The following is an 11,786-nucleotide window of genomic DNA, read 5'->3' on the forward strand; positions in this document are numbered from 1 at the left end:
TAAGTGGCCGAAACAATGCAACAGCCGTGCCGATTGTATACAACTCAATCGACAATCTATTCTTTGGTTGTGCGCAACCCCATCAACCCTGATTGATGGTCTTGGCGATGGTGTCGACCGTGGCGCTGACTTGCTCTTGGTAACGGTCGAGTTCTTGCTGGTGCTGCTTCTTCATTTCGATCTGCTGCGAGCACAGATTCATCGCCGCCAGTACCAGCAAGCGATCGCCGATCAACGTCGGGTATTTCCTTTTGGTGTCGTCCAGCGCGGCCTTGAGCATGAGCGCCGCGTCCAGCAGGGTCTGTTCTTCCCCGGCCGGTGCCTTGATCGAATAGTCCTCCCCCATAATGGAGACGACTTTTACCCCTGCTGAGTTGTGGTTCATGCGCTGACAGGACCTGCGTTGACGCGATCAACCAGAGCCTGAATGCGTGCGGCGGTGGCGCCGTGTTTTTCTTCCTGTTCCATCAGGTTCAGTTGCAGGCTTTCGTTTTCATCCTTGGCCTGGGCCAGTTCCGTGGACAGGGTCTGGTTGGTTTGCGAAAGGGTCTGGTTCTGTTGCACCAGGTCGCTGACGAGCTGTTCCAACTGGCTGAGGGATGCTTCCAACATTTTGATCTTCCAAGCGTTTTTCAAAGGGCGCGTACGATAAAGAAAAGTCGTCGTGGACGCTAGGTTTAAACCGGCGCAAAGCCTTGATTTTCCTGACGGCCGACCGTTCTCGCGAGTTTAAAAGACTGTGATCTGCCGATCTGGTTCCTGCACTTCGTCGCTCAAAGCGGGGTGCGACAAATACGCACACGAACTAAAGAGTTCATTTGCCTGACCGATAAGTCATGCAATAGCAGTCTCAGCCCGCATGGATGCGGCCCTTCTCGGTACCCGCCCATGTCCCTCCGCAATATGAATATCGCCCCCCGGGCGTTCACCGGTTTTGCCCTGATCGGCGGCCTGATGCTGATTCTCGGCGTGTTCGCCCTGAACCAGATGAGCAAAATCCGCGCGGCAGGCGAAGACATCGCCACCGCGAGCGTGCCATCGATCAAGGCCCTCGACGAATTCACTCAACTGACCCTGCGTCTGCGCGTGCTGTCGTATCGCTTGCTGATCAACCGTGAGCCGGACGTTCAACAAAAAACCGTTGAACTGTTCGAACTGCGCAACAAGCAGATCGCTGACGCCCAGCGCGCTTACGAACCACTGATCGATGGCCCGCAGGAACGTGCGGCGTACGACCAGTACGTGCAATTGCTCGCGCAGTACCGCCAGTTGGAAGACCGGATGAAAACCCTGTCGCGCAACAATCAGGTCGATGAACTGCGGCAGATGCTCAACAGCGATTTGCTGAGCAATTCGGAAGCCGTTAATACGGCGTTGGCGCGCTTGCTGGAAATCAACACCCAGCAAATCGCCGAAACGGATAAAGGTGCGTCTGACCAGTACTCCCTGTCATTCAACCTGGTGGTCACTCTGCTGATCATTGCCAGCGGCCTGACTTTGCTGTTCGCCTGGTTGCTGACCAACAGCATCACCAAGCCAATCTCCAAAGCACTGGAAGCGGCAGAGACCATCGCTGAAGGCAACCTGACTCAGCCGATCCACGTTGACGGTGAAGACGAAGCCGGACGCCTGCTGGCGGCAATGGCCAAGATGCAATCGAAACTGCGCGACACCTTGCAGCGGATTTCCGGCTCGGCCACGCAGCTGGCCTCGGCCGCTGAAGAACTGAACAGCGTCACCGACGAAAGCGCCCGCGGCCTGACGCAGCAGAACAACGAAATCGAACAAGCGGCTACGGCGGTCAACGAAATGACCAGCGCGGTGGAAGAAGTCGCACGTAACGCGGTAAGCACCTCGGAAGCCTCGAAGAACGCCACCACATCTGCCGGTGACGGTCGTGATCTGGTGCAGGAAACGGTCAGCGCCATCGAACGCATGAGCGCCGACGTGCAGAGCACGGCGAGCCTGATCGGCGATCTGGCCAATGAATCCCGTGACATCGGCAAGGTGCTGGACGTGATTCGTGGTCTGGCTGATCAGACCAACCTGCTGGCGCTGAACGCCGCAATTGAAGCCGCGCGTGCCGGTGAGGCCGGTCGTGGTTTTGCGGTGGTGGCGGACGAAGTGCGTGCCTTGGCCCATCGCACGCAGCAGTCGACCAGCGAAATCGAGCGCATGATCGGCAGCATTCAGAGCGGCACCGAACACGCGGTGGATTCGATGCGCAACAGCACTGAGCGTGCTGAATCGACGCTGAACATCGCCCGTGGTGCCGGGATGTCGCTGGACACCATCAACACCGCCATCGTCGAGATCAACGAGCGCAATCTGGTGATCGCCAGCGCTGCTGAAGAGCAGGCGCAGGTGGCGCGGGAAGTGGATCGCAATCTGGTGAACATCCGCGATCTGTCGGTGCAATCGGCGACCGGGGCGAATCAGACCAGCGCGGCGAGTAACGAGCTGTCGCGACTGGCGCTGGATCTGAACAATATGGTTGGGCGGTTCAGCCTTTAATCGCCAAGAGCAAAGATCGCAGCCTGCGGCAGCTCCTACATGGGATTGATGTACACCCTGTAGGAGCTGCCGCAGGCTGCGATCTTTTGATCTACCAAAAACCTTTTTGACATCACCACATTTCAACAGGTTAGAATCGCTGGCACGCAGACTGCATGGTCAGTTTGTGCCCGTCTTTACGCTTCTGGAGTACTGCCTTTGAATGCGACGACCATCAACAGCCTGTTCTTGATCGGCGCGTTGCTGGTAGGCGCAAGCATTCTTGTCAGCTCACTGTCCTCCCGGCTCGGCATTCCCATTCTGGTCATTATTCTCGCGGTCGGCATGGCCGCCGGGGTCGATGGCGGCGGGATCATTTTCGACAATTACCCCACGGCCTATCTGGTCGGCAACCTCGCGCTGGCAGTGATCCTGCTCGACGGCGGTTTGCGTACGCGGGTATCAAGTTTCCGCGTGGCGTTGTGGCCGGCGCTGTCGCTGGCGACGGTCGGCGTGTTGATCACCACCGGGCTGACCGGCATGGCAGCGGCGTGGCTGTTCGACCTGAACCTGATCCAGGGCCTGCTGATCGGCGCGATTGTCGGCTCCACCGACGCCGCGGCGGTGTTCTCGCTCCTCGGCGGCAAGGGCCTGAACGAACGGGTGAGCGCCAGCCTGGAAATCGAATCCGGCAGCAACGACCCGATGGCGGTGTTCCTCACCGTGACCCTGATCGACATGCTCGCCAGCGGCCAGACCGGTTTGCACTGGAGCCTGCTGACCCACCTGATCCGCGAGTTCGGCATCGGTGGCGTGGTCGGGCTGGGCGGCGGCTGGTTGATGTTGCAAATGGTCAACCGCATCAACCTCGCCGCCGGCCTGTATCCGATTCTGGTGATCGCTGGTGGTCTGGTGGTGTTCGCGCTGACCAACGCCCTGCACGGCAGCGGCTTTCTCGCGGTGTACCTGTGTGGACTGGTGATCGGCAACCGCCCGGTGCGCAGCCGTCACGGCATCCTGCACATGCTTGATGGCATGGCGTGGCTGGCGCAGATCGGCATGTTCCTGGTGCTGGGGCTGCTGGTCACACCGCATGATTTGCTGCCCATCGCCCTGCCCGCCCTCGGCCTGGCGCTGTGGATGATTCTGTTTGCGCGGCCGTTGTCGGTGATGGTCGGCCTGCTGCCGTTCAAGGCGTTCCATGGCCGCGAGAAAGTCTTTATTTCCTGGGTTGGCCTACGCGGCGCGGTACCAATCATTCTTGCGGTGTTCCCGCTGATGGCCGGGCTGCCGAATGCGCAGCTGTACTTCAACCTCGCCTTCTTCATCGTATTGGTGTCGCTGTTGGTGCAGGGCACGAGCCTGCCGTGGGTAGCCAAACTGCTGAAGGTCACCGTACCGCCGGAGCCGGCACCGATTTCCCGATCCGCACTGGAAGTGCACATCACCAGCGAGTGGGAGCTGTTCGTTTATAAGCTCGGCGCGGAGAAATGGTGCATCGGTTCGCCCCTGCGCGAGCTGAAAATGCCCGAAGGCACGCGCATCGCCGCGCTGTTTCGTGGCCAGCAACTGCTCCATCCGTCGGGTAGTACGGTGCTGGAAGTCGATGATTTGCTGTGTGTTATCGGCCATGAACACAACTTGCCAGCGCTCGGAAAACTGTTCAGCCAGGCACCGCAACGTGGCCTCGACCTGCGTTTCTTCGGCGACTTTGTACTCGAAGGAGACGCCCAGCTTAAAGCGGTTGCAGCGCTTTATGGCTTGCCGGCCGAAGGCATCGATCCGGACATGACCCTGGGCACCTTCATTGCCCACAAGGTCGGGGGGGCGCCGATCGTGGGTGATCAGGTGGAGTGGAACAACACCCATTGGACGGTGGCGGTCATGGACGGGAACAAGATTGCCAAAGTGGGCGTCAGATTCCCCGAAGGAAGTCGCCCGGGCCCCGGGCTCTTCCTCTAAACTGCGTCCACTATCACTTGCTTGACCGGTCTCTATGCCTACCCTGCGCTCCTTTTTCGTTGCGGCCCTTCTGGGCCTGAGTCTTACTGTCGGCCCGCTGTACGCCGCCGAACCACCGTCGAGCCAATCCGTGCAGGCCAGCCTCGACAAGCTCGCCGACAGTAAACTGCCGGATGCCGATAAAAAGACCCTGCAAACTGTCCTGCAGAGCACGCTCAATCATCTGAACAATCAGCGTGATTACGAACAGAAGCTGATCGACCTCAAGCAGCAACTGGCCTCCGCGCCCCGGCAGACCATCGAGAGCACACGCGAACTGACGCGTCTCAAGGCCACTGCGGTGGTGCCGGTGACGCAGCGTTTCCCCAAGGAGTCGATCCAGCAGCTGGAGCAAATCCTGACGGATCGCTCGACCCAGCAAAGTGATCTGCAAAAAGCGCTGGCCGAGGCCAACAGCCTGATCATCACCGCGCAGACTCGCCCCGAGCGGGCTCAGGCAGAAATCTCCGCCAGCCAGACGCGCATTCAGCAGATCAACAACATCCTCAAGTCCGGCAAGGACGCGGGCAAGACCGTCAGCGCCGAGCAGCGCGACCAGTTGAATGCCGAGCTGGCGGCGCTGAACGCGCTGATTCCGTTGCGCCGTCAGGAACTGGCCGGCAATAACCAGTTGCAGGATCTGGGCAACGCTCAACATGACCTGCTTTCGGAAAAAACCGACCGCCTCGACCGCGAGATCCAGGAGCTGCAGACCCTGATCAACCAGAAACGTCTGGCGCAGTCTCAGGAAACCGTCACTCAGCAATCTATCGAGGCTCAGAAGGCCGGCAGCAGCAGCCTGCTCGCCACTGAAAGCGCCGCCAACCTCAAACTCTCGGACTACCTGCTCAAGAGTACCGACCGTCTCAACGAGGTCACTCAGCAGAACCTGCAAACCAAACAGCAACTCGACACCCTGACCCAGAGCGACTCCGCCCTCGACGAGCAGATCGCAGTGCTCAAGGGCAGCCTGTTGCTGTCGAAGATTCTCTACAAACAGAAACAGGCTCTGCCACGCCTGAAGGTCGACCGTGATCTGGCGGATCAGATCGCCGACATCCGCCTGTATCAGTTTGATGTCAGCCAGCAGCGTGAGCTGCTGAGCAATCCGGCGGCCTATGTCGAGAACCTGCTGACGACCCAGCCGCCGGAACAGATCACGCCGCAGCTGCGCAAAAGCCTGCTGGAGCTGGCCAACACGCGCGCCGACCTGCTGGAGCGGCTGAACCGCGAATTGAGCGCGATGCTCAACGAATCGATCACCCTGCAACTCAACCAGAAGCAACTGTTGAGTACAGCGCAAAGCCTGCGCGCGACCCTCGACGAGCAGATGTTCTGGATTCCCAGCAACAAGCCGCTGGACCTGGAGTGGATGCGCGGCGTGCCGGATCGCCTCAAGCGTCAGGTCGATACGTTGCCGTGGGCTTCCAGCCTGAGCGAGTTGACCGATGGTCTGATCCAGCGCCCGTTGCTGTTCCTGCCGCTGGCGCTGCTGATCGGCGCGTTGCTGTGGCGGCGCAAGAGTCTGTATGGGCGCCTGAACAAGGTTCACCAGGACATCGGCCACTTCAAACGCGACAGCCAGTGGCACACGCCGCAGGCGATCCTGATCAATATTCTGCTGGCGATGCCGGTGGCGCTGGGGCTGGGCCTGTGCGGTCTGGCCTTGCAGATCGACGCCCGCGGGCAGAACGCCAACATGGGCGCGGCGCTGCTGCAAATGGGTCAGGCATGGCTGGTGTTCTACACCGCCTACCGGATTCTGGCGCCGGGCGGCGTGGCCGAATTGCACTTCCGCTGGGAAAAACCCCAGGTCGAATTCCTGCAAGGCTGGGTGCGTCGACTCGGCCTGGTGGTCATGGCACTGGTGGCTGTGGTCGCGGTCGCCGAATTGCAGCCGGCGGCGCTGGCCGACGACGTTCTCGGCATGCCGGTAGTGCTGACCTGCTACGCGTTGATGGCATGGCTGCTCAGCCGCCTGCTGATCAGCAGCCCTACCCACCAAAACGCCTCGCTGTTCCGCAAGGCGCTGGGCGTGATGTTTACTCTGCTGCCAATCGCGTTGTTCGTAGCCGTTTGCTTTGGTTACTACTACACCGCGCTGAAACTCAGCGATCGCTTGATCAACACGCTCTATCTGCTGATGTTCTGGCTGGTGATCGAAGCCACCTTCGTTCGCGGCCTCAGCGTTGCCGCGCGGCGTCTGGCCTACCAGCGCGCCTTGGCCAAACGCCAGGCAGCGAAGGAGGCCGGCGACGGCGAAGCGGTCATTGAAGAGCCGACGCTGGACATCGAAAAGGTCAACGAACAGTCCCTGCGCCTGATTCGTCTGGCCTTGCTCGGGGGTTTCATCGCGGCGCTGTACTGGGTCTGGTCGGACCTGATCTCGGTGTTCTCGTACCTCGACAACATCACCCTTTACGAATACACCAGCGGCACCGGCGCCAACATGAGCATGGTGCCGATCAGCATCGGCGACATGCTGGGTGCGCTGATCATCATCGGCATCACCTTTGCCCTGGCGCGCAACTTGCCCGGCCTGCTCGAAGTGTTCGTGCTGTCGAAACTCAATCTGGCGCAGGGCAGCGCTTACGCGACCACGACGCTGCTGTCCTACGTGATCGCCGGCATCGGCTTCGTCACGACCCTGTCGACCCTCGGCGTGAGTTGGGACAAGTTGCAATGGCTGGTGGCGGCGCTGTCGGTCGGCCTCGGTTTCGGTATGCAGGAGATCTTCGCCAACTTCATCTCCGGCATCATGATCCTGTTCGAACGCCCGGTGCGGATCGGTGACACCATCACCATCGGCAACCTGTCGGGCACGGTGAGCAAGATCCGCATCCGCGCCACGACCATTACCGACTTCGACCGCAAAGACATCATTGTCCCGAACAAGACGTTCATCACCGGGCAACTGATCAACTGGTCGCTGACCGACACCGTCACCCGAGTCACGCTCAAACTGGGCGTCGATTACGGTTCCGATCTGGATCTGGTCAAGGAGCTGCTGCTCAAGGCCGCCCGGGAAAACCCGCGCGTGCTCAAGGAACCGGAGCCGCTTGTGTACTTCCTCAACTTCGGCGAAAGCACCCTCGACCACGAACTGCGCATGCACGTACGCGATCTGGGTGACCGCAACCCGGTGCTTGATGAGGTCAACCGCTTCATCAACCGCGAGTTCAAGAAGCAGCACATCAACATCTCGTTCCGCCAGATGGAGGTTTACCTGAAGAACCTGCATGGCCAGGAATACAAGTTGGTGCCCATCGAAGCGGAAACCAAAACCATCGTGCCGGTTGGCGCCGAGCAAAAACCGCTGCAAGATTCGCCACAAGAGCCATTGCAAGAGCCGCCACCGACCAAACTCGACTAACCCGGTTAATCCCAGCAGAATGCTCGGACATTCTGCTGGAGCCGGCCCTTGAAAGCCCTCGACGAACTGACCTTCGACAATCGTTTCGCCCGCCTCGGCGATGCGTTCTCAGCCCATGTGCTGCCCGAGCCGATCGACAACCCGCGTCTGGTCGTCGCAAGTCCCGCAGCGCTCGCCCTGCTGGATCTGGAGCCGGCCACCGCCGAAACCCAAGAGTTTGCCGAACTGTTCGGCGGCCACAAACTGTGGGCCGATGCCGAGCCGCGAGCGATGGTTTACTCCGGGCATCAGTTCGGTGGCTACACACCGCAACTGGGTGATGGTCGCGGCTTATTGCTCGGCGAGGTCTACAACGCGGCCGGCGAGCACTGGGACTTGCACCTCAAGGGCGCCGGGCAGACGCCGTTTTCGCGCATGGGCGATGGTCGCGCCGTGCTGCGTTCGTCGATCCGTGAATTCCTCGCTTCCGAAGCGCTGCACGCGCTGAACATTCCTTCCTCGCGCGCCGCCTGCGTGATCGGCTCCGACACCCCGGTCTGGCGCGAAAAGCAGGAACGCGCCGCGATGGTGCTGCGTCTGGCGCCGAGCCATATCCGCTTTGGCCACTTCGAATATTTCTACTACACCAAGCGTCCCGAGCAGCAGAAGTTGCTCGGCGAGCATGTGCTGGCGATGCATTTTCCGCAATGCCTGGAGCAACCCGAACCGTATCTGGCGATGTTCCGCGAGATCGTCGAGCGCAACGCCGAGCTGATCGCCAAATGGCAGGCCTACGGGTTCTGCCACGGCGTGATGAACACCGACAACATGTCGATCCTGGGCATCACCTTCGACTTCGGCCCGTTCGCCTTTCTTGATGACTTCGACGCCAACTTCATCTGCAACCACTCGGACGATCAGGGCCGCTACTCCTTCAGCAATCAAGTGCCCATCGGCCAGTGGAACCTCAGCGCTCTGGCTCAGGCGTTGACGCCGTTCATCAGCGTTGAAGCCCTGCGCGAAACGCTCGGCTTGTATTTGCCATTGTTCCAGGCGCACTACCTCGATCTGATGCGCCGTCGTTTCGGTTTCACCACGGCTGAAGACGACGATCAATTGCTGCTGGAAAACCTGCTGCAACTGATGCAGAACAGCGGCGTCGACTACACGCTATTCTTCCGCCGCTTGGGTGAGCAGTCCGCAGACCTGGCCGTTGCTCAGTTGCGTGACGACTTCGTCGACATCAAAGGCTTCGACGCCTGGGGCGAACGCTATGTGGCGCGGGTTGCCCGTGATGGCGCGCTCGATCAAGAGCAACGCCGCACGCGCATGCACGCGGTCAATCCGCTGTACATCCTGCGTAATTATCTGGCGCAAAAAGCGATTGATGCGGCTGAACAAGGGGACTACTCAGAGGTTCGCCGGTTGTACGCGGTGTTGAGCAAGCCGTTCGAGGAACAACCGGGGATGGACAGCTATGCCGAGCGCCCGCCCGAGTGGGGCAAGCATTTGGAGATCAGTTGTTCGTCGTAAGGCGTCTCAAGCCAGAGGATCGATAGCGCTGACAACTCGAGCGACAATATCCGCCATTGTCACGTCATCCAATCGTTCGATAAATCTGGCTGTCCCCTCTCTTACGCGCTGTTCAATATCAAAGCTACGAACCTGATTACACACCGCTACACCATTGGTTTCGTGGCCCGTGATGTTCACGGCCAATCCTGAATTTCTGCTGAAATTGCCGCCGCTGGTGACGGGTACGGTCATGCTGACGCCCAATGCATTGATCTCCCGAGGCGTAATCACTACAAAACGGTGCCGGTTCATCATTTCTCGCCCAGCTACGGGATTCGGATCAATCCAGTAAACGTCTCCCCGCTGTGGGGGTTGCCGACGCACCATCAGCCCAACTCCCTGCCAACGGGATCACCTTCGCGAGCCTCAGCAGTCTGGACGTTCAGTTTCTTTAGCTCCTCGGCACCTTCAAGTAGCTCGGACAAGCTATATCGCCTACGCGCAGGAGGTACCGCTGGGCGAGCGATCAACTCACCGTCGACCACATTCAGTTCGAGTTGCGCCCCTACTTCCAGATGCAAAAGCTTCAGCAGCGTCGGCGGAATCGTGATGACGGCAGCGCCACCCTGACGGCGAATTTTGGATGTTACGGACATTATGTCGCTCCGATTCGATACATGCAGGTCATCGACCTCGAGATAAGTGCAACAAAAGTAGCACGCAAATACAGACAAAGCGATCTCCTCACGACAAGCGTTAAAAAGCTGAATTGGCCTTCAGGCTAGCCAGTGATGAGAAGTTGGGGCTCGAAAAAATGTGAGCAGGTGAGACATTGATAAACTGGCGTACCGCCTCCATAAGTCTCACAGACTGTCTAATCAAGAGACCATCATGACCGACCCACTGCTCATCCCCTGCCCCGCCTGCAACGGCCTCAACCGCATTTCTGCCGAGCGCCTCGCTGACCAGCCGAAGTGCGGTCGCTGCAAATCTACGGTGCTGCTGGACAAACCCTTCGAACTCAAGCAAGGCGATTACGCCAGCCAGATCAAGGGTGATCTGCCGTTGTTGGTGGACGTATGGGCGGACTGGTGCGGGCCGTGCAAGTCGTTTGCACCGGTGTTCGAGCAGGCGGCTGCGCAGTTGGTCGGCAAGTGCCGGTTGGCCAAGCTTGATAGCGAGGCGAATCAGCAGCTGTCGGCGCAGTTGGGGATTCGCTCGATTCCGAGCCTGATTCTGTTCAAGAACGGCCGGGAAGTGGCACGGCAGAGTGGGGCGTTTCCGTTGCCACAGTTGATGGCGTGGCTGCGTAGTCAGGGTATCTGATACACCTAGAGACCCTGTGGGAGCTGGCTTGCCAGCGATGACACTGGATCAGGCACTTCAGATGCTGAATGTGCCGGCCTCATCGCGGGCAAGCCCGCTCCCACAGGTTTTGTGGGAGCTTCGAGAGATCACGCGTCTTCGAGCAGGTTGTGCAACTCGACAAACTGCTGGGTCAGCTTGTGCCGCGGATCGAGGTGGATCAGCGGGATGCTCGCCTGATGCGACTCGCGCATGCGCACTGAACTGGTCAGATACACCGGCAATACCGGCAAACCTTCGGCAATCAGTTCATCGAGAATCTGCTGCGGCAGGCTGGCGCGCGCCTGGAACTGGTTGACCACGATGCCTTCGACTTCCAGGCCTTCGTTGTGGTCTTCCTTCAATTCTGCGATTTCCGCCATCAACCCGTACAAGGCCTGACGCGAGAAGCTGTCGCAATCGAAGGGAATCAGCACGCGATCAGCCGCAATCAGCGCTGATACCGCATAAAAATTCAGCGCCGGCGGTGTATCGAGATAAATCCGGTCGTAATCTTCGGACAACTCATCGAGCAATTTACGCAGCTTGTTGATCTTGTGCTTCGCCTCAAGCTTCGGCTGAAGATCTGCCAGCTCGGCGGTAGCGGTAATGATGTGCAGGTTGTCGAACGGGGTTTCGTAGATATCCGCCTGATTCTTTTTCGAAAACGGCCCTGAAGACAGCGTTTGCTTGAAGAAATCGGCAATGCCCATCGGGATGTCGTTGCCGGTGAGCCCCGTCAGATATTGAGTGGAGTTGGCCTGAGCATCGAGATCGACCAACAGTGTGCGATAACCCTCACTGGCACTGACCGCTGCCAGATTGCAGGCAATGCTGGATTTGCCTACGCCACCTTTCTGATTGAACACCACGCGCCGCATGACAAAACCTCCGTGTATCAAAGAATGACCGAGTGTAGATGCGCGCCGCCTCGCTTCGCTACCTTCACGGACATGGACTACAAGGTCAGGTGCAAATTTCAGCGTGCAGGACGAGTAAAAACCCTCATCAATCGCCGAGATAGCCGACAGACAAGCCTCTGACAATCTGGATAATGGCCAAGTGACAGTTTTATCGCGAA

The 11,786-nt window shown here is 59.2% G+C and carries 9 protein-coding genes and 2 pseudogenes; 6 read left to right on the forward strand and 5 right to left on the reverse strand.

Going from position 1 to position 11,786, the window contains the following annotated elements:
• Nucleotides 1–82 precede the first annotated feature (82 nt).
• Together ICA15_RS18655 and ICA15_RS18660 are read right to left on the reverse strand one after the other, a co-directional pair.
• On the reverse strand, nucleotides 83–385 hold the full coding sequence (locus ICA15_RS18655) for a cell division protein ZapA (protein WP_150604878.1): 303 nt from the start codon (nucleotides 383–385) through the stop codon (nucleotides 83–85).
• Nucleotides 382–612: a hypothetical protein gene (locus ICA15_RS18660; protein ID WP_042557307.1), complete on the reverse strand. Its 231-nt coding sequence runs from the start codon at nucleotides 610–612 to the stop codon at nucleotides 382–384. Before ICA15_RS18660 ends, ICA15_RS18655 begins: the two co-directional genes overlap by 4 nt.
• 342 nt (nucleotides 613–954) lie before the next feature.
• Between ICA15_RS18660 and ICA15_RS28680 the strand changes: the two are divergent.
• From ICA15_RS28680 to selO, 5 genes and pseudogenes are all read left to right on the forward strand, one after another.
• Nucleotides 955–1,611, forward strand: a pseudogene (locus ICA15_RS28680) (MCP four helix bundle domain-containing protein); the annotation flags it as partial.
• Nucleotides 1,612–1,914: 303 nt separating this feature from the next.
• Nucleotides 1,915–2,514 (forward strand): annotated as a pseudogene (locus ICA15_RS28685) (methyl-accepting chemotaxis protein); the annotation flags it as partial.
• Nucleotides 2,515–2,712: 198 nt separating this feature from the next.
• Nucleotides 2,713–4,455 (forward strand): potassium/proton antiporter, encoded by a 1,743-nt coding sequence (locus ICA15_RS18670; RefSeq protein WP_150604876.1) that lies wholly within the window; start codon nucleotides 2,713–2,715, stop codon nucleotides 4,453–4,455.
• Nucleotides 4,456–4,489: 34 nt separating this feature from the next.
• Nucleotides 4,490–7,867, forward strand: coding sequence for a mechanosensitive channel MscK (mscK, locus tag ICA15_RS18675; RefSeq protein ID WP_150617518.1), 3,378 nt, complete (start codon nucleotides 4,490–4,492; stop codon nucleotides 7,865–7,867).
• A 48-nt stretch (nucleotides 7,868–7,915) separates the two neighbouring features.
• Nucleotides 7,916–9,379, forward strand: coding sequence for a protein adenylyltransferase SelO (gene selO / locus ICA15_RS18680; RefSeq protein WP_210554298.1), 1,464 nt, complete (start codon nucleotides 7,916–7,918; stop codon nucleotides 9,377–9,379).
• Between the two features lie 6 nt (nucleotides 9,380–9,385).
• On the opposite strand, the gene ICA15_RS18685 is transcribed toward selO, so the two are convergent.
• Both ICA15_RS18685 and ICA15_RS18690 read right to left on the reverse strand, forming a co-directional pair.
• Nucleotides 9,386–9,748, reverse strand: coding sequence for a type II toxin-antitoxin system PemK/MazF family toxin (locus tag ICA15_RS18685; RefSeq protein ID WP_150617516.1), 363 nt, complete (start codon nucleotides 9,746–9,748; stop codon nucleotides 9,386–9,388).
• Nucleotides 9,748–10,017 (reverse strand): AbrB/MazE/SpoVT family DNA-binding domain-containing protein, encoded by a 270-nt coding sequence (locus tag ICA15_RS18690; RefSeq protein WP_150617515.1) that lies wholly within the window; start codon nucleotides 10,015–10,017, stop codon nucleotides 9,748–9,750. The genes ICA15_RS18685 and ICA15_RS18690 overlap by 1 nt, the downstream gene beginning before the upstream one ends.
• Before the next feature lie 235 nt (nucleotides 10,018–10,252).
• Here ICA15_RS18690 and trxC point away from each other — a divergent pair, with 235 nt between their 5' ends.
• Nucleotides 10,253–10,687: a thioredoxin TrxC gene (gene trxC, locus ICA15_RS18695; protein ID WP_210554299.1), complete on the forward strand. Its 435-nt coding sequence runs from the start codon at nucleotides 10,253–10,255 to the stop codon at nucleotides 10,685–10,687.
• Nucleotides 10,688–10,815: 128 nt separating this feature from the next.
• Here the strand turns inward: trxC and ICA15_RS18700 are convergent, their stop codons facing one another.
• Nucleotides 10,816–11,586, reverse strand: coding sequence for a ParA family protein (locus tag ICA15_RS18700; RefSeq protein WP_150604870.1), 771 nt, complete (start codon nucleotides 11,584–11,586; stop codon nucleotides 10,816–10,818).
• Nucleotides 11,587–11,786: the final 200 nt, after the last annotated feature.

Origin of the sequence: Pseudomonas sp. P116 (assembly GCF_020149425.1) — a bacterium.
Taxonomy (GTDB): Bacteria; Pseudomonadota; Gammaproteobacteria; order Pseudomonadales; family Pseudomonadaceae; genus Aquipseudomonas; species Aquipseudomonas anatoliensis.

What these genes read in the sequence shown, in the direction of transcription:
- ICA15_RS18690 (WP_150617515.1), bottom strand. Translation starts at nt 10,017, where the DNA reads ATGTCCGTAACATCCAAAATTCGCCGTCAGGGTGGCGCTGCCGTCATC.
- ICA15_RS18685 (WP_150617516.1), bottom strand. Translation starts at nt 9,748, where the DNA reads ATGGTGCGTCGGCAACCCCCACAGCGGGGAGACGTTTACTGGATTGAT.
- ICA15_RS18655 (WP_150604878.1), bottom strand. Translation starts at nt 385, where the DNA reads ATGAACCACAACTCAGCAGGGGTAAAAGTCGTCTCCATTATGGGGGAG.
- mscK (WP_150617518.1), top strand. Translation starts at nt 4,490, where the DNA reads ATGCCTACCCTGCGCTCCTTTTTCGTTGCGGCCCTTCTGGGCCTGAGT.
- trxC (WP_210554299.1), top strand. Translation starts at nt 10,253, where the DNA reads ATGACCGACCCACTGCTCATCCCCTGCCCCGCCTGCAACGGCCTCAAC.
- ICA15_RS18660 (WP_042557307.1), bottom strand. Translation starts at nt 612, where the DNA reads ATGTTGGAAGCATCCCTCAGCCAGTTGGAACAGCTCGTCAGCGACCTG.
- ICA15_RS18700 (WP_150604870.1), bottom strand. Translation starts at nt 11,586, where the DNA reads ATGCGGCGCGTGGTGTTCAATCAGAAAGGTGGCGTAGGCAAATCCAGC.